12 protein-coding genes and 1 pseudogene are annotated in these 19,563 nt (G+C 43.9%); 3 read left to right on the plus strand and 10 right to left on the minus strand.

The genetic code is table 11. The features are described from left to right. The first annotated feature begins 17 nt into the window (after positions 1 to 17). Both rtxA and PluTT01m_RS06935 read left to right on the plus strand, forming a co-directional pair. Positions 18 to 12,230 (plus strand): MARTX multifunctional-autoprocessing repeats-in-toxin holotoxin RtxA, encoded by a 12,213-nt coding sequence (gene rtxA, locus PluTT01m_RS06930; protein WP_011145661.1) that lies wholly within the window; start codon positions 18 to 20, stop codon positions 12,228 to 12,230. 199 nt (positions 12,231 to 12,429) lie between these two features. Further along, a complete protein-coding gene (locus tag PluTT01m_RS06935; protein WP_011144722.1) occupies positions 12,430 to 13,314 on the plus strand; it encodes an IS982-like element ISPlu11 family transposase in 885 nt (294 codons plus the stop codon). 204 nt (positions 13,315 to 13,518) lie between these two features. On the opposite strand, the pseudogene PluTT01m_RS28215 reads toward PluTT01m_RS06935, so the two are convergent. The 10 genes and pseudogenes from PluTT01m_RS28215 to PluTT01m_RS27450 all read right to left on the minus strand — a co-directional run. Beyond that, a pseudogene (locus tag PluTT01m_RS28215) lies at positions 13,519 to 13,716 on the minus strand (DUF2569 family protein); the annotation flags it as partial. Positions 13,717 to 13,798: 82 nt separating this feature from the next. Then, the gene (locus PluTT01m_RS06945; protein WP_041379986.1) at positions 13,799 to 14,134 is read right to left on the minus strand and encodes a hypothetical protein; all 336 of its coding nucleotides are present in this window, start codon (positions 14,132 to 14,134) and stop codon (positions 13,799 to 13,801) included. A gap of 363 nt (positions 14,135 to 14,497) precedes the next feature. After that, entirely contained in the window at positions 14,498 to 14,842 is a 345-nt protein-coding gene (locus PluTT01m_RS06950) for a DUF7957 family protein (protein ID WP_011145663.1), read from the minus strand. An 868-nt stretch (positions 14,843 to 15,710) separates the two neighbouring features. Next, positions 15,711 to 16,166, minus strand: coding sequence for a hypothetical protein (locus PluTT01m_RS06965; RefSeq protein ID WP_011145664.1), 456 nt, complete (start codon positions 16,164 to 16,166; stop codon positions 15,711 to 15,713). A gap of 3 nt (positions 16,167 to 16,169) precedes the next feature. Further along, positions 16,170 to 16,517, minus strand: a complete 348-nt coding sequence (locus PluTT01m_RS28220) for a toxin C-terminal domain-containing protein (RefSeq protein ID WP_011145665.1) — start codon at positions 16,515 to 16,517, stop codon at positions 16,170 to 16,172. A gap of 37 nt (positions 16,518 to 16,554) precedes the next feature. Next, the gene (locus tag PluTT01m_RS06975; protein ID WP_041379988.1) at positions 16,555 to 16,794 is read right to left on the minus strand and encodes a hypothetical protein; all 240 of its coding nucleotides are present in this window, start codon (positions 16,792 to 16,794) and stop codon (positions 16,555 to 16,557) included. Further along, positions 16,791 to 17,447 (minus strand): hypothetical protein, encoded by a 657-nt coding sequence (locus PluTT01m_RS06980; protein WP_011145666.1) that lies wholly within the window; start codon positions 17,445 to 17,447, stop codon positions 16,791 to 16,793. Before PluTT01m_RS06980 ends, PluTT01m_RS06975 begins: the two co-directional genes overlap by 4 nt. 219 nt (positions 17,448 to 17,666) lie before the next feature. Continuing rightward, entirely contained in the window at positions 17,667 to 18,122 is a 456-nt protein-coding gene (locus tag PluTT01m_RS06985) for an immunity 42 family protein (protein WP_011145668.1), read from the minus strand. Further along, positions 18,119 to 18,532 (minus strand): hypothetical protein, encoded by a 414-nt coding sequence (locus tag PluTT01m_RS27445; RefSeq protein ID WP_011145669.1) that lies wholly within the window; start codon positions 18,530 to 18,532, stop codon positions 18,119 to 18,121. Before PluTT01m_RS27445 ends, PluTT01m_RS06985 begins: the two co-directional genes overlap by 4 nt. Then, positions 18,480 to 18,947: a hypothetical protein gene (locus PluTT01m_RS27450; protein WP_011145670.1), complete on the minus strand. Its 468-nt coding sequence runs from the start codon at positions 18,945 to 18,947 to the stop codon at positions 18,480 to 18,482. Before PluTT01m_RS27450 ends, PluTT01m_RS27445 begins: the two co-directional genes overlap by 53 nt. Before the next feature lie 352 nt (positions 18,948 to 19,299). On the opposite strand from PluTT01m_RS27450, the gene PluTT01m_RS07000 reads away from it, so the two are divergent. Then, entirely contained in the window at positions 19,300 to 19,560 is a 261-nt protein-coding gene (locus PluTT01m_RS07000; RefSeq protein ID WP_125026219.1) for a hypothetical protein, read from the plus strand. Positions 19,561 to 19,563 lie beyond the last annotated feature (3 nt).

Here is a 19,563-nt window from a genome sequence, read left to right on the forward strand (position 1 = left end):
AAATTAAAGGGCTATTGATGGGAAAATCATCGAATAGAAGTACAGAGTACTTCTTTACTGGGAAATATTACGACGATAATGACGGTAATAGTATTATTGCTATTGGTATTGGTGGTGAAGTTTATGCTTATGGCGGAGATGATGATGTTACGATTGGTTCATTTAAGGTCGATGTATACCATACGAATGGTGAACTTTCGGTAAAGGGTGCCTCAGGTTATACCGGTATTAGTAAAACAGGAAATGGCGGCTTGTCATTTTCTGGCGCAGCCGGTACGGCTTTTATTGATCATACGGGTGAAACCGGGGATTTATCTTATTCGGGTGCTGCTGGCTATAACAAACTGGTTCGTAAAGGTTCATCTGGAGATACCCGTTTTAAAGGGGCTGGTGGATACAATCAATTATGGCATGAAACTGATCAGGGAAATGTTTATTTTGCTGGCGCAGGAGCGGCTAATAAAATTGACCGTACCTGGTCTAATTATTATGAGGGTACTCAAGGAGATGTGACATTTAACGGCGCGGGCGCTGCAAATAGTATCGATTCGCGGATAGAAAGCGGTGATATCACTTTGAATGGTGTTGGTGCTGATAATCATATTGTACGTAAGGGTAGAGAAGGTAACATTATCTTGCATGGTGCGGGGGCAGCGAATCGCATTGAACGTACACGCCACAGTGAAGATCAGTATGGACAGACACAGGGTGATATTACTCTTGAAGGTGCGGGGGGTTATAACAAACTCTATTCTGATGTTGCTCACGGTAATATTCATTTTACTGGCGCAGGAGCTTATAACGAAATTACCCGAGCAGGAGCGAGAAATGAAATAGAATTTGCTCAGGCTAAAGATATTGTGATGACATCAGCAACAATGGAAGAGCGCGGGATTCAACAATCTCAACAAGTTAAAGCAGTTAAATCCGAGGTAGAGCCTGATACTTATCTCTTTGCCATTGCCGATAATGTTAATACTAAAGTTGTCGCTGTACGGCTGCAAAATAATCCTGATACCGGTAAGCTCCGTTATTATGCCACTTCCTGGTATAAGGAAGGTAACCATCTTAAGGATATTGCTAAGGAAAATATCGACGTAAATAATGGATTTATCTCCGTTAAAGGGGACGATGCTATTACGCTTGCCAATATTAATGTGGTATATCGACAAGAAACCATAGTACAGGGTGTTGAGGAGGTATTATTAACCGATAAATGGGTGAATTATTCCGATGGTACTAACATTAAAGCGAAAAACGTCACACTGGGTAGTGCCAAAATGGGGGGATACGCGATCTCGTCTAATGGGCTGAAAATCGATGTCTCTCCGGTGAAATCAAACCAGCAGCCGGATACTTATGTATATGCAATATTTCTGGAGCCTTATACCAAAGTGGTTGAGGTTAAGCTGGCGAATGATGATGAAACAGGAAAGCTGAAATATATTGCAAGATCTTGGTATAAAAAAGGTGACCATACTGGCCGTTTAGCAAATGAACGTTTTTCCTATCCTCGCGGTTATCAATCAATTGGGGCTGGTTATACATTAAGTCAGCTTCACTATGATTTAAATGTAACAGATGAGATTACTGATTGTCTGACTGATATTGAAGGTTATTCTGAGCAAGATGTTATCAAATCATCAAAGAATGGCGGTGATAGTTCCGGTAATATTTATTTCATCGGTGCTGGTGGTGGCAACATTATTACATCCAATGTGACGCACGGTAATATTAATTTCACAGGAGCGGGAGCGGCTAACATTATTCTGCACAGTTCAACATTCGGTAATACGTATTTTGAAGGAGGCGGAGGTGCTAACGTCATTGTGAAAAACGGTGAAGAGGGCGATCTATCATTTCGTGGTGCGGGTTTAGCCAATGTCTTGGTTCACCAGAGCCAGCGCGGGAAAATGGATGTTTACGCTGGTGGTGCGGTCAATGTTCTCGTACGGGTCGGGGATGGACGATATCTGGCCCACCTTCTGTCCTATGGCAATATCTCGATCCACAAAGGTAACGGTGACAGCCGGGTACTGATGTTGGGGGGATATAACACTCATACCCAAATAGGTGATGGTAGCGCGAACTGGTTCGGGGCGGGCGGTTTTAACGTCATCACTCAGGCCGGAACAGGGGATATCTTCTCCGTATTTTTGGGTGGCGCTAACGTGCTAACAAAGCTCGGTGCGGGAGATATGGTTGCCGGTATGCTTGGCGGTGCCAATATTATCACTCATCTCAGTGATGAGACTGAAACTACCAACACCACCGCCATTGCGTTGGGCGGAGCCAACATCTTTACCAAGAAAGGGAAAGGCCATACGCAGGCGGTCATGGGCGGCGGGGCAAATGTCCTTACGCATATCGGGGACGGCAATACCACGGGCGTTATGCTGGGTGGCGCGAATATCTTGACCAAAGTTGGAAAGGGTGACATGACCGGCATCATGTTTGGTGTTGGCAACGTGTTGACCCATGTCGGCGACGGTTTGACACTGGGCGTGATGGCCGCAGCAGGGAACATCTTCACTAAAGTCGGGGAGGGTACATCAATTGCGGCCATGATTGGCGCGGGTAACCTGTTTACTCATGTCGGCAAAGGGGATGCATGGGCATTAATGGGGGGAGTGGGTAATATTTTTACCAAAGTGGGTGACGGTGATGCGCTGGCATTGATGGTCGCCGCAGGTAATGTGTTTACGCATATTGGGGATGGCACCAGTGTTGCGCTGATGCTGGCAAAGGGCAATATCGCCACGAAAGTGGGTAATGGCATGACGTTGGCGGCGATGATCGGCAAAGCCAATATTTTTACCCATGTCGGGGAGGGCAATACCTTTGCGGCCATGATTGGCGGGGCTAATGTGCTGACCAAAGTCGGTAACGACCTGACCGCTGCCTTAATGGTAGGGAAAGCCAATATCTATTCGCATGTGGGCAATGGCACCAGTATTGGTTTGTTTGCCGGTGAACTGAACGTGATGACCAAAGTCGGTAATGGCACAACGCTGGCGGCCATGTTTGGTAAAGCCAATATGATGACCCATGTGGGGGATGGCTTAACGGGGGTCTTGGCACTGGGTGAGGCCAATATCGTCACCAAAGTGGGTGATGATTTTATGGGGGTTGTTGCGGCGGCGAAAGCGAACGTTATTACGCATGTCGGTGATGCGACGACTGCCGCTATCCTGTTTGGCAAAGGCAATATTCTGACCAAAGTGGGCGACGGTACCACAGTTGGCCTGCTTATTTCCGATGTGGGTAACGTGATGACCCATGTCGGCGAGGGTACGACAGTGGGGTTTGCCAAAGGTAAAGCCAATCTTATCACCAAAATTGGCGATGGTGCCGGGGTGAATGCGGCTTGGGGGGAAGCGAATATCCTGACCCAAGTGGGGAATGGCGACCGTTATAATTTCGCGAAAGGTAAAGCCAACCTGATGACCAAAGTGGGGAAGGGACAGGAAGTCACGGTGGTGCAGGGGGATGCCAATATCATTACCCATGTGGGTAACGGTGATGATTACACCGGTGCCTGGGGCAAAGCCAATGTCATCACTAAAATCGGTGACGGGCGTAATGTAGTGCTGGCGAAAGGCAAGGCTAACATTGTCACTCAGGTAGGTCAGGGAGACAGCTTTAATGCCTTATGGAGCGAAGGCAATATTGTCACCAAAGTGGGAGACGGTATGCAGGTGACGGTGGCAAAAGGGAAAGCTAACGTAACGACAACTGTGGGCAATGGCTTAAATGTCACCGCTGCTCATGGTGACGCGAATATAAACACTCACGTAGGTAATGGCGTTTCGGTTAACCTGGCGTGGGGTAAGCACAATATTAATACCAAAGTGGGCAATGGCCTGAATGTGGCGGTCATGAAAGGCCAAGCTAATGCCAATATCCATGTGGGTGATGGTCTGGGCATCAATGCTTCCTACGCACGTAATAATGTGGCGGTTAAGATTGGTAATGGTGATTTCTACAGCTTCTCTGTAACGAATAGCAACAAACTTTCTTCCCTCTTTGAGCATATCAAACAGACAACATTAGGTGTGGGAGGCAGTCAGGCAATCAACTATTTGGTTCATGGGGAGGAAGCTAACACGTCGGGCACCCACAAAGGCAGAGGGGCGATTAATTTAGCGGAAGTATCTGGTATTGATGGCTTTCAGATGGATGAAATTGCGCCGATAAGTTCAGATTTAAACCATAGTTTCAATGGTGCTATAACAGCGGTGGAGACGCCTGACGTCAGTTCAATAGAAGGTGCTTTGAGTCAAAAAACGCTATCGGTGTCAGATCAAGATGAAAATCTGATCGTCAATGGTGATTTTGAACAAGGTGAGCTGGGTTGGCAGTCAACTCATGGTATAGAGGCATATAACCCAGCGAGTGATTATGGTCTTGATAATACCGGTGATGGTGAACGAGTCAGTAAATTTGATGTTGATAAAAACACCGTAATTTGGCAGGAATTACAAAATTTGTCTGAAGGAGAAGTGGTTTCACTGACTTTTGATTTTATGAGTCATTTTGAGAGGGTGGACCGTGATCTGAGTGGCAGCGGAATAATGGTATTGTGGAATGGTAAGTCTGTATTCTCAACTTCTGGACCGCGAGCTATATGGCGCACTCAAAAACTCGATTTAATGGCAAAAGCAGGGACTAACCGGATTGAATTTAAAGGTACAGGTCAGGATGATGGATTTAGTTACATCTTAGACAATATCATTGTGAAATCTGAAACGTCACTGATTGTCAATAATGACCTTGAGCAAGGTAAATTGGATTGGCAATCAACCAATGATATTGCGGCCTATAGCTCAGTGAGTACTGATGGGCCTAATAATACCCGTTATGGCGAACGAGTCAGTGAACTTGATGTTGATAAAAACACTACTATTTACCAGGATCTACAAAACCGTTCTGAGGGAGAAGTGATTTCGCTGAGCTTTGATTTTGCTAATCGTCCCGATGCTTATTCAGTCGACAATGGTATGGATGTTTTCTGGAACGACAAACTTGTATTCTCGACTTTTGGCGATGCCGCGAAATGGCAAAATAAAACACTAGAGCTGACAGCAAAAGCGGGCAGTAACCGCATTGAGTTTAAAGGAACAGGCTTGAGTGATGGTGTCGGCTATATTCTGGATAACGTTATTGCAAAATCTAAGAGCTCACAACAAGCCAATATTATTACCGAACATGTGAAACAGGATAAAGCGGCGCAAAATGCGTTAAGCGATAAAGAAAAAGCAGAAAAAGATCGCCGACTGTTGGAACAGGAAAAAGAGAAACAACTGGCGGAGATTGCGAAATCGCAATCCCAGTTGGAATTAACCGATCAGGCAGCAGTTAGCCAAAATGGGCTGACACAGCGTAATGCAATAGAAGCAGAAGCGCAGGCGGAGACTGACAAACTGGTTTCTATGACGCAAGGTTTGGATGCGCTTGGTGACTATGCCAATTACAGCGGCCAATCAGGTGACCAATGGCGTAATCAATTTGCTAGCCAATTCCTGGACCACGCTCAGGATAAGTTGAATGACATCAAATTTATTGCGCAGCGAAAATTAATGCATGCCCGACAAGCTATTACGGATAACCAACAACACGTAAAAGAAGCGGTGAAGAAATCCGAGGTCGGCGTAGCACAAAGTGAACAGCATCATGCCAGTGCAAAACAAGATATTGCAGCGGCTCAGAAAAAAGCAGAATTAAGAAAAGAAGAAGCATTATTGCAACAACAACGGGCCGAAAAGGCGGAAAATGATGCAAATATCGCCTATCAGGGGGCGGAATATCGGGGTAAACGTGATATTGCTGCGGCTGAAAATAAAATTGCCCAGGTACAAGAAGATGTTAGAGGGGCAAAACAGAGCGATTCAAAACCTGATCGTACCGGTGCCGGTGGTAGTGGTTTGTCTGGTAATGGCTATGAATCGACAGGCGCGGGGGAAACCGGTAGCTATATTGATCCCGAATTAATACCGGAAGCTGAAAAAAAATTCTACAAAGGATTGACCGAAGAAGAGCTACAAGCGTTGGATGATGCTAAACAAGCGGTTGATCGTCTACAGATAAATGCCAGTATTCGCGTGGAAAATACCGGCGTTTTAACGACTTCAAAGTTTGCCAAAGGACAATCTGACGATAGGGTGATACCAACGTCGAACAGTTCAGGTGAGCGTGTCAGAAGAGTGCCGCGGATTTCAGGCATTAATCTGAAATCGTTGGGGAATGATGTCAAGGTAGAGCAGAAAAATTCCGCTATATTTGAAAATGCAAAATTTAATTTATTGAAAGAGGGAAACAAGCTATTTATCAATCCCAATGTGCGAACATTGGGGCGAAAAAGGAAGCTTAGCACGGCGCTGGCCACGGTACGCGATACTTTCTATAAGACGATGAGCCATTTCGATGAAGAGCATATATTGCTGCTTGAACGGGCGATAGCTGATTGGCAACAGCATAGCCCAAAGGAGTTTGCTCTACGCACCAATCAGGTGAACTTAGTACGTTTTAAAATGGGCCGAATGATAGAGCACTTACAGGCTCAGCGAGCTGAATCCGCTGGCGTCCTTGGGATCGCCGTGGCACCTCAACATGCTGAACATCTTACGCAACGCGTCATCTTTGATGGAACCGGACGTGTTGTCGGTTTAAAAGGCGGTATAACACAAAACGAAATTAATCGTCTTATTGAATGGCAGATTACCCCGTTGACCCGAACGAATTCAACCGCTGAACGGGAAGCGCCTAAGACCGAAAGTGAAAGTCTGATTGCTTTTATGAGCCGATTGGAAACCGCGAATATCCCGGAAGCGAGGTTTTTGATTGGACGGGCCAGGGGACTCTGGCTCACCGGACAAGTCACCTCGAAGGAAACTATCAAGTTATTTGATGATGCTGCCAGTCAGTTACAGGCATACCCTGAGTTACATGGTTTGGTACTGTCATTACAGGCTGATGCTCACAGAGAAAAGTCAACTACCCAATATATTGACAACTTATTTGGTCGTCGTTTTGATTCCGAAGTGGCCCATACGTTGGTAAAAATGGCGTCACCGGATGCGCTAGCCACCTCCAGGCGGATAGGTCAGTTTCTGGTGCAGGAGTTTGAGCTGTATATGCAAAGTACTGCTGACTCACCCGTACTCGACGGACAGATTGATATCAGGATGCAAGCTTTTGCCGAAAAAATTAAAAAAGATATTCGTCCCTGGTTCAGTCGAGTGCCTGAACTGACCGCATTCCTGCAAAAACCGACCTTGGATAACTTTAAGATCATGATGACTAAGGTGGATAACGGTTTTGAAATGATCAAGATTCCGTTTCTGGCGGTAAAAATGTCGAACACGGATGGTATGGGGTTACATTTATCTCAATGGAAGGCGGAAGCGGACATTTTCTATCGGGAGGAGATCTACAAGGCGCGTTCCACCAGTAGTAAATTAACGAATATGGCGGATGTTACCTATAAAGTGAAGTTAACTGAACAGCAAACCAATGATTATGGTATTGCACTGCCCTACCAACCATCTGGTGATCAGTATGGAGATTTCCTGTATGGCAGAAAGGTAGCGGCGGGCAGAGTGCTGACGCCCGGACAGGAAACAACGCTTGAGCGTAACGCCTTGGCGCAGGGGCATTCCGTGGTGACGGGGGCATCGGGCTCGACCAATATCATGGTTCATCTCAATAACTATATTGCCAGTCAAGATCCTACTTTCTCGCAAGAGCAGGCCTACCTTAATACGTTGGCGTTTCTGGTGTTTGATGGCGGTCATTCGGTTAATGAAAGTTTGGTGGTCTATAAAGCATTGCAGATGACCGGTGATGAACGTCGGCAAGTACTACAAAACTACACCGCCAGTTATATGGATCTGATGGATATCGCCGGAGATAAAGGGAAATTATCGATAAATCAGGCACTAAATAACGCATTTGAGAAAACCCAACACCTTTATCGAGAAAATACCCCTGAGAGAGAACAGAACGACTCTCCGGTAGAAGCATTACAGGCGTTATCGGGCAAAAATGGCGCGTCAGAGTCGGTATTAATTGAAAATGATGATACTCCGCCACGGGATAAAGACTCTTTAAACCCAGTGACCCGATTTTTTAACAACGAACTGTATGGTTTTAAAGAAGATCGCCGTCATATCAGTGATAAAACGCAGACGATACTTAATGATGCGGTTGCTAATGGTAAATCCAGCAAAATCACCCTAAAAGGCGAAGAGGGACGTTTAACCGGATATTATCATCAAGGTGACATAAAACCAGATGATATCTCGACGGCGGCAGAGAAAAAAGTCGTGCTTTTCCTTCATGGTTCAGGTTTATCCGCGGAAGAGCAAGCTCATGATATCCAAAGCCATTATCAAAAGCAGGGCATTGATATACTTGCTGTCAACATGCGCGGCTATGGGGGTAGTGATGGTAGTCCCGGTGAACAAGGGTTCTATCAGGATGCCCGGACGATGTTTCGCTATTTGGTGCAAGATCGCGGCATTAAGCCGGGTAATATTATTCTTCATGGTTATTCCGTTGGTGGACCGGTGGCGGCAGATCTTGCTCGATATGCGTCGCAAAATAATCAAGCCGTGTCAGGTCTGTTACTCGACAGGCCAATATCGAGTATGACCAAAACCATAACCGCGCATGACGTACCAAACCCTGGTGGCATGATTGGGGCATTGGCAAAAGCGATGAACGGACAATTTTCAGTAGAAAAAAACCTCAAAGGTCTGCCGATCAATACGCCGATCATGCTGTTAACTGACAATCAAGGTTTGGGGCATGAAGGGGAAAAGCTGCGTGCAAGATTGGCCGCTTCTGGTTATCGCGTATCGGGTGAACAAACCTTTTATGGTCATGTCGAGAGCGGTGCTTTAATGAGCCAATATACTGATAGGATTGTCTCGACGCTCTCCGATTTTCAAAATAAAAATCGGGATGGAGTGAAGAACTCGTGGCAAAAGAGTGACAATCGTGGAACACGTTTTGATGGTCAGATCATTATTCAAATGGAAAATGACCCGATTGTCGCAAAAGCCGCGCTCAATCTGGCGAGTAAACACCGGAAATCCAGTGTGGTGGTTAAACTTGATTCTAATGGCAAATATCATGTCATTTATGGTGATCCTGCCGGTTTATCAGGCAAATTACGTTGGCAGATTGTGGGGCATGGCCGTAACGAATCGGCACAAAATAACACTCGCCTGAGTGGTTACAGTGCTGATGAATTGGCAATAAAACTAAAACAGTTCAGCCAGAACTTTGAGCAGGCAGGTAAACCTGATCGTATCAGCATCGTGGGTTGTTCACTGATTAGTGATGATAAGCGGAATGGTTTTGCCTATCGTTTTATTACCGCTTTAGATAAACAAGGTATCCGTAGTGAGGTTTCAGCTCGTCGCAGTGAAGTGGCCGTTGATGCAACAGGTCGTAAGTTTACTCGCGATAAAAATCATCAGTGGGTTAACAAGTTGGACGATAACAAACTGGTGTTACGCTGGAATGAACAGGATGAACTCACGACGACGACAGAAAAATTGCGTCGAGGGGTGGCTGAAAGTGATATCAACCTTGCCAAAGTGGGGCACACAGAAGCTGATTCAGCAACCAGAGGGGCAATTGCGGATAACCATGATGTTTTCACTGCGCCAGGAAAGCGCAAAAACAGGGTTGAGCTTGGTTCAAATCCTCAGTCGGAGCCGCTAGGTTACGCCGGGAATATACAGGTAAACGTGGGCGACGGTGAATTTACTGCGATTAACTGGGGAACCTCGAACGTCGGTATTAAAGTGGGTACGGGTGGCTTTAAATCACTGGCCTTTGGCGACAACAATGTGATGGTTCACATCGGGGAGGGTGACAGTAAGCACAGCGTTAATCTGGCAGGTTATCAAGCACTTGAAGGGGCGCAGATGTTCATTGGCAACCGTAACGTCAGCTTCAACCAAGGTCGCAGTAATGACCTGATTGTCATGATGGATAAATCCATCCCTACGCCACCGTTAGTTAATCCATTTGATGGCGCTGCGCGTATTACCGGTGTACTGAAATCTATTGCTCATTCCGGCGAAGAGCGGAACTGGTTGGCGGCGCAAAATCAGCAGTGGACGCTATCGGGCGCGAAAAAATTTGTGCGTGACATGTCGGGTTTAGACCAAACCAGTAGTGTGGATTACAAGACATTGGTTGATCTGGATTCGCAGCTCAAGCGCAGTAGCCGGGGTTTGAAAAGCGACACAGAAGCGGCATTAAACAAAAAATACCACCAATGGTTAAATGGTCACGGCAACAATATTGATACCAAGAAGATGAGTCGTGTGGATAAATTCCGTCAAGCCAATGAGAAACTGGCTTTCAATTTTGCGGTAGGTGGTCAAGGGGCGGACATTCAGGTCACAACCGGTAGCTGGAACTTTATGTTCGGTGACCATATTCAATCGATTTTGGATACCAATCTGGGTTCGTTGTTTGGTCTGATGACGCAGCAATATTCAACAACGGGCTTGGCGAAAACAACCTTTACTTACAACCTACAGGACTTACCGCGTCAGCTTAAAAACAAACTGCTGGGTCGGTTAGCCGGTGTGAATGCAGAGACCACGTTAGCGGATATTTTTGGTGTGGATTATACGCCGGAGGGACAGATTGTTGCCCGTACTGGTGAGCCGGTTGATGGTAAGGCTATTTTGCGAGAGATGTTGGAAGTGATTAAGCAGTTTGGTGGTGATCAACTAAGTGTCTTCACTGATCCGGATAAATTGATTGAGGGTTTGAAACAGAACGCTAATATGAGTGCCGATGGTATTGAGTCATTTTTTGTCAGTCATGGGCTGAAAGAGAAAGCGCCTGATGAAAATCGGGAAAAGAGTGTACCGGATGCCGTCAACAGTGGGAAGAGTCAGGCTGATGACAAATCAGAGCGGGCATTGGGCTTTAATTCGCTGAATTTGCCTAACCTGTTTGCGACGATATTCAGCAAAGATAAACAACAAGAGATGAAGTCACTCGTGACCAATCTGAAAGAGAATCTCACCGCCGATCTGCTCAATATGGAGCAGAAAACGTTTGATTTCCTGCGTAACAGTGGTCATCTGCAAGGGGACAGCGATATCCATATCTCGTTAGGAAACTATAACTTCAACTGGGGCGGTGATGGTAAAGATCTCGGTGCTTATCTGGGCGATAACAACAACTTCTGGGGTGGCCGCGGAGATGATGTTTATTACTCCATCGGCACTTCCAACATCTTTACCGGTGGTGAAGGTGATGACTTGGGCGTTCTGATGGGACGTGAAAACTGGATGTTTGGCGGTAGTGGCGATGATACCGCAGTGGTAGCTGGACGCATTAACCATGTATTCATGGGTGAGGGTAACGATCAGACATTTGTTTTTGGTGAAGGTGGCGTTATTGATGCCGGTAATGGGCGGGACTACGTTGTCACTTCTGGTAACTACAACCAGGTGGATACTGGCGAAGATCAAGATTATGCCGTGACTATCGGTAATAACAACCGGGTTGAGCTAGGTGAAGGCAATGACTTTGGCCGGGTGTTTGGTAATGACAACCGAATTGATGGCAACATGGGTAACGATGTCATTAAATTGATGGGCTATCATGCGGTAATTAATGGCGGAGAAGGTGATGATCACCTGATAGCGGCTACAATTTCGAAATTCAGCCAGTTTGACGGCGGAGAGGGTCAGGATCTACTGGTGTTGGGGGGATACCAGAACCACTTCCAAGGAGGGGCAGGAGTAGATAGCTTTGTGGTCAGTGGTAAGGTGATTGACAGTCAGGTTGATGATATTAATGCAGAAGATATGATTGCCTTTAACGATATTGACTGGCAAGACTTGTGGTTCCAGCGCAGTGGATATGATCTGGTGTTATCAGTGAATCGCCCTACTCAGGATAAAACGGCTCAGGGTCTATTTGAATCGGTGGGTTCAGTCACCTTTAGAGATTACTTTAATGGTAACCGTGCCAAATTAGTGACACAGATGGGGCGTAAGGATGCATCAGGAGAGCGTGAATTTACGGCACTTTCCGACAATGCGGTTGATACCTTAATCCAGGCAATGAGCAGTTTTGCCCCAACAGCCGGTGATAACGGTTTTATTGAAGCGCTGGATAACAGGGAGAAAATGGCTATTACCACGGCTTGGGCAGATACCACAATTGGCAAGGGGAAATTTGCCTGATTTAACTTGCCATAAGGATAAGCAATAATGGTAAAAATGGCTCACTGGATAGGTGGGCCATCGTAATCTCCCATTCGTCCACGCTTAAGAATCAAGTAGAGATTAAATAACCCGAATTCTGGATAAGAAATTGACATGAAGCCTGTTCCAGGAGCAATGTTTTGGTGCACGCCGAAACAGCTCCGGGGAGGAACAGGCTATGAACAAGTTAGTTGAAATTTTCTGCGATGTCGATGATTTTTGCCGCTTCTTCATTCCTCAATGGGAATTATTTTGTTTCGAAAAAGGGTACCGCCAGCGTCATCGGCAAGGCCATATGCACCCCAGTGAAATCATGACTATTTTGATCCTTTTTCATATGGCGCATTACCGTGATTTTAAACATTTTTATCTGGAACATATTTGGAAATATCACCACAAAGATTTCCCCACCCTGCTCAGTTATACCCGTTTTGTCAGTGTTGCCCCTTCCGTTTTGGTCCCACTATGTAGTTATCTGACTCAATTAAAAGGAAAACCGACCAAGATTGCTTTTATTGATTCCACGAGTTTGTGCGTCTGTCATAACATCCGTATCCCGCGTCATAAGGTTTTTAAGGGAATAGCCCAGCGCGGAAAAACATCAATGGGCTGGTTTTACGGCTTCAAATTACACTTGGTTGTTAACCATCAGGGCGAAATTCTCGCGCTAAAAGTGACTCCCGGTAATGTGAATGATCGAGAGCCTGTACGCGAATTATCAAAATCGTTAACGGGTTATCTTTACGGTGATAAAGGTTATCTCAGTCAGGAACTGGCCGATGATTTAGCCAAAATCGGTGTGACTTTCATCACGAAGAAACGCCGTAATATGAAAGCACAAGCGCTGTCTGAGTGGAATAACTTAATGTTAAAAAAGAGATTTATCATCGAAACGATTAACGGGCAATTAAAGACCATTTCTCAAATTGAGCACTCGCGCCACCGAAGTATAAAAGGCTTTCTGTTGTGTGTTTTAGGTGGATTGATTGCTTACAGCCTTAAATTGAAAAAGCCATCACTGAAAATTTTCTACTCAGAGAAAGATATTTTAATGACGGCTTAAGCAGAATTCGGGTTAAATAGTCTTAGCCCAGTAAAATACAGGACTCAGACCTTAATGAACGAATGATTTAAATTGCCTGACTTTTTTAAATAATTCACAAGGCCGGGGTAATTTTGACTGTCATATTTTTTGAATAAATATGGGTTGCAAAAAACTTACCTACTCTTATTGAATATTATTTGCAAAATAGTTTGATTTTAATCATTACTTTATAAATGTTCTTTTAACTCGGATAGATATAATAAAATAAGGAACCCATATACATACATAAAACACAGTTTTAAAAAGCAAGAAGAGATAACTATAATCCAGTTTTATCTCATATACATAATGAGACAATGTTAAATCGGTTATTACAAATAATGAAGTAAAAACCAAAAGGATAATATAAAATAAAGGTGTTTTTTCTTTTTTCTAAAGAAAAGAACAGATGTATAAAGTGCAACTCCAAAAATAAGGGTAAAACAAATATACCCTATGGATTTCAAGTTGCATCGCGACGGCAAGGGAACGAATCCCCGGGCGCATAGATAACTATGTGACCGGGGTGAGTGAGTGCAGCCAACAAAGAGGCAGCTTGAAAGATGACGGGTATAAACTCAAATCCTATAAGGACACGTAATTCACCTAGAAAATCATAACCAGAGATCAGGATTGTCATTGCTTTATATGCACTAAATAAAGAACTTAATATTGCAAAGATAATGTTTATTGCCGGGAAATAGAGAAATCCGCCAATTCTACTCAGTTCTTTTTCTTCACATGCGGCACAAAAATCTGATTCATGTAATGTTGGGTTTTCACATTTAATACATTTCATAAAACTTCTCAAAATAGTAACTTCAATCCAAAGATTGATTATTAATTTACGTAAATCATACAGGTGATAGTATATAAAAAAATAACTTATTAGCCCGATAAATACCCCTTTTTTAATAACCTTATTTACATCTCCAAGTGAAAAAAGAAATATTCCATCTATAAAAAAACGACACAACCATCTGATAATAAAGAAAAACTTTACCCAATCACTCTTTTAACCATCATATTTTACATAGCTTGAGCCAGCCCAATGCACAAAAACAACATAATTGAAATTAATACTACCATTAGAAGTATGTTAAATACCTATATTAGCTCATGTATGAATCAAACTGATCGCTAATGCGTTATTATCCATATCTTATTTTACAATATCTCGTGATAAGAATAGACCAGTATAAGGATCGAAAAATATTCTTCTTCCATAAAAATCAACAACAAAGTATTGCCCTTCAACAACATTCAACCCTTCGTATGGGTAACTTGTTTGCCCTTCTTTTTGTAAATTCGAAGGCTCTATTTGCCAAAGAAACTCTCCGTTCTTTGTATAAGAAAATAAATTATTTAGTCCATCATCTCCTATAGGAATATCAATTAAGACAAGAACAAAACCATTATCAATTTCTATCGCTTTAATGATTTTTCGATTAAGTATAATTAAGTGCCCATTGATATTAATCTTGTTATTGTTAACTAAGATAACCATTTTGTTCTCCTATTTTTTTGAATAGCCCGTTCATTAGTAAATGTATCGGTCCTTTGCCCCATAAGATCAAACTGAGTTCCTCCTTCTTTATAACCAAACAGACTTCCCATATTAAATGCATTACTGTCTACAACAATTACGTAGAAAAAAACAAATAAAGCCAAACAATATAAAATAACCTAGATAACCATAATGACGTATTTTGAAGGCTTATTTCCATTTCAAAAACAAACTCTTTTATGAATTCAATATTATTTCTATGTGCAAATTTTCTTTTTGAGAAAAATCTGCAATGAATAAGAAAAACAAGAATTGCAAATACTCCAATAAAATAACCAGCAAAGGAAATTAATTTTTAATAAATTCAAACAAAATTCCAGACATATAAATAACAAATAATATTATCATGGAAAAATTAGCAAGTTTGTTTTTATTAAAAAAACAAAAATCAAAAAAGAGCAACGGAGATTTTACACTTCTTAGTGAAACTTTTTTGTTCAAGCCAAAATAGATGAAGCAGGCAAGAAATCCCAACAGACTCAAGACCATCAAAATAAACGGAATATATACAATCATGCTCACTTATCCTTAAACTGCGTATTACCGCGAAGAAGCTCGCTCTTTAACGGCATTTTTCAAGATAACTTTCTCATCGATGAGGTATTAGCATCTATTGTCTACTTCACCAAGATACCAATGTTCTGAGTAAAAAGGGTTACCTCTTGGCGATACTTATCCCTGACAACAGAACGACAACTGGTATCCCCCTGACAGTTGACCAGTTCCTCACTCCTTGAGCGATTCTGGTCAACGCTTAAGTGATTATTGTCCACTATAATTTAGTGGATAATAAAGTAAAAATCCTAACTCAAGACTGGGATTCTGTACTAATTGTAAGACTGTTATAAAAATCTATAATGCTATTTAGATCAGTATTCCATTCAGATATTTTCATTCCGTCTTCATTGTGCGTAGTACGCGACTCTATAAAGTTATTTATCTTCTCTGGAGTAAAACCTGGACACTCATCCAAAAAGAGGATGCTATTTTGCAAGAAAACTTCCTCACCTGCGAAATATATGACCCAAACAAATATAAAATTTGTGTAATCAGGCTCATACATTGATACAGCTAGCGCCACAGGCTTTTTACTGTGTATACCCTCCTCAAGAGAAACTCGCCAACTCCGCTTGTAATCCTCAAAGCTCCAATAAGATAAAGGTATGTGAACTGCTTCTGTAAATGTATCAATAATAATTGTTGCAGGCAGAACTAGCTCATCGTTTTCTCTGATGGGTGCATCACCGGGAAATATACCAAACATCAATCAGTCCTTAACTCTGTTCAGATCACTATCGTAAGTCCCCATTCGCTTGCCTCTACGGTCAAACATTTTCCAACCATTAGTAACATTATGACTATCAACATCGGGAGTAATATAGGTTTTACCATCAAAAAATACAGGTTGCCCATGTGAGTTAAATGGTGCTTTAGGAGGAGCTATTCTCCGATCAAAGCCTAATTTCCCTGCTGCTTCTTGGGCTTCTTTTCCTTTCAGAGCCAGATAGGCTAAGTCGTCTTTATTTGGCTCTCCCAGAATCGGAGTAGTTGTGGTCTTCCCGCCAGTATCCGGCTTACCTTCCGTATTACCGGTATGATTAGGGTATTTCCTCAGCCAAAGTTGGTCCGGTCATCAATCAGATGGTGGCGTCTTAATTCTCACGACTTCCTTTCAAACGGGATAAGATCCAAATTCCTATTCCAGTCGGTATACCTGTTACTACCCCTTTTTTTACTGAAAAAACAACATCATCATGCCAACTAAAGATGAATGTTTCGTTTTTCAAATAAACTAAAATCGCAGCACATAGGCATCCTAATAAGACCACCATAATCATAATAATTGTGCATAATAACAGAAGAATCAGTAATGACTTAAAATGAGTTATCATTTCGCTCCTCCTGATTTATCCAGCTTATCCTCAACTTTACTGCCTGTAACTTCACTGGCTATAGCACCACCAATAGCTCCGATAGTACTTGACGTTTTATTCGATACTATAGGGAAATATTTATTTCCAACGTCGATTACTTTTCCTCCAGCAGTACCTACAACATTACCAACTGCTGCACCTACTACCGGGGCAAGTGGATTTTTATCCTGTAGTTTTGCCCCAACATAAGCACCCGTTATACTCGCGACTTCTGTAAACCAAAACCCTTTGCCTTGCGTTAATGCCCCTGTTCCTGTGGCTATCAGTGCATCAGTAATGTTCACAGGACCATTTGTCAATTGATTACTGACATTAGCTGTTCCACTGATTAGACCTCCAGCAAAAATACTGCCTACCGTTGCTCCCGATGGCAGCAGCACCGGTGCCACTACTGTGGACATTCCCGCTCCCCAAGCGACTAACAATCCTCTTACCGGATCTTGTCCTTCCGGGTGATCACCTTTGGCATGTTTTGACAACGCCGCTGAAATCTCTTGAGGGGATTTACCTTCATTTAGCATAGCGGTACCCAGACTTGATGCTGACCGACCGTAATCCGCCATCCCTTTTGGCAAGCTCAGTGCATTATTGTCAGTAACAACGCATTCCATTGCGACGTTGACCGCCGACCTTAAATTTTCTCAGTGCATTCAGTTAGTTAAAAGCAACTTTTCCCGGTATGGTTCGATGTCCAGCCCACAACGCCCCGACGCGACTTTTCAGCCTGATAAGCCACTTTTCCCAGACGTAATGAACTACCCCTTTTAAATGTCGGATGATTGTTTAACATTTGGGGTAGTTCATTTTGGCCGGGATTTATGTTTCTAACATCAATAATTAGATAATTTTTTAATTACAGAACTTACAGTACCAGATGGTAATAATGTTTCATTTATTGTTTTTCCATCATCATTACTCCATACAAAACGATCATTATGGCTCGTTTTCATGAAGTAAACATAATATCCATTATCTCCCATTGGTGTACATGTCATATCGAACAGCCCCTCAATGAGATTTTCTCCATCCCCTGTGAAATAGCTCTCAGCATTTCTATACAGGCTAACTGGTCCAATGTTGACATCATTACATACCAATTCATCTATTTTCATATTTGAATAAAAACTGAAGGTTGTTTTCAGCTCAAAAACATCCAAAAGATCAAATATTTTATGTCCATCCAAATAGAAAAAGAAGATGCCATTTTTCCAAAAGCCATCAGATGAGTTCCATGATTCAACAGCATCGAACTGAAGAGAAAAATAAAACGGATCGCCATAAATCATTTCAACCTAACTCCCAATTTCTTTTGAATGTCGCTTGGAACCTGTTTACTTGTTAACTGGTTTTTTATATCTCCAGAGCTGCCATTCCAGTGATATTCCCCATTGGTCCCTTCGAACCGATGAACATTACCTTTTTCATCCTTAGCAAATCTAACTTCTTTATTACCATAATTTTTGGAGCTTGGAATTGAATTTTCAAAAAGTTTCAATGAGTCTTTTGGTTCTATTCCCGCATTACGGCGATTTCCATCACCACCAAGAGTATGTTTAGGATTTGATTTATAAACTAACCCATTATTCGCTGTCACTGGATTAGGTACTGGTACAGCACTTCCCTTGACTCCTTTTGCTCCAGCCTTACTGATCCCTCCAGCAATCCCCGCAGACGCCGCAATTCCCGTCTGCCCCATAATCTTCACGATTTCCTGGGTAGTTTCTTCTGAGCCGCCGGAGTACTAAATTGCGGGACGCATCAATATTTGACATGGCACCGCGTAAATCTGCCCATTCCCGCACTTCTGCCGGTGTGAGGGAATCCAGACCCTGCATTCTGGCTTTTTCCTGAATTTCACTCATCCGGGCGCTGTAATCACCTTGCAATGCCCGCAGCTCTTTGGCAACCGCAACGCACTGGTCAGCCCCGGAACACGTTGCTATCCGCTCCTGAACCTTGTCATACTCCTGCCGATATTTATCCCTAATGGCAGAACGGCAACTGCTATCACCCTGACAATTAACCAGTTCCTCACTGCGCGATTGGTTCTTCTCCACACTTAGGTGGTTGTTGTCTACAACAACCCATTCCATTGCGACGTTGACCGCCAAACACCGATTTTCCCAATGCCCTCAGCCAGTTACCACCCGTTTTTTCCAATGGGCGTTCACCGCCGGACCCAAAACCCCCTGACGCGCTTTTCGCCCCCGAAGGCCGGTTTTTCCCGCCGCACTCTGGTCAGTGTAGCGCCTTCTTCGGCAACGGGCGAACGTCGCCCAACTCGCTTGGGCGGCGGGTGCCCGTTCTGCGGGCGCGGGCGGCACAGAGCCCGCAAGCGGCGCCCCTGCGACGCTCTGAGGCACTGTGGCTTCGGTTTGCGTATGACCTTGCATGACCACGCGGTTTTGTTTTGTTCAGGGAAGCCCCCGGGGGCTGCACGGGGCGGCGATGGCGAGCACGGGAATGAGCAAGGAGCCTGCGACTGCGAACCGGGCGCAGCCAGTGCAGCGGGGTTGGGGCGGGGGGAAGTCAATGAGCGGAGGCCGCAGGCCGATCTGCCTTCAGGGTTGTTGGCCGGACGTTGGCACGGCAGCTAAAGAAGAACACGGGTTTTTGCCGAGGACTGGCTCAGCCGCTGATAGCAGAAGGCGTCAGCCTTGTGCGCCACACCTGCCAATGCTGACCCGCGGGGGCGCAAGACATAATGCCAATTATACGCATTAAGCC

The organism is Photorhabdus laumondii subsp. laumondii, from assembly GCF_003343245.1.
Classification (GTDB): Bacteria; Pseudomonadota; Gammaproteobacteria; order Enterobacterales; family Enterobacteriaceae; genus Photorhabdus; species Photorhabdus laumondii.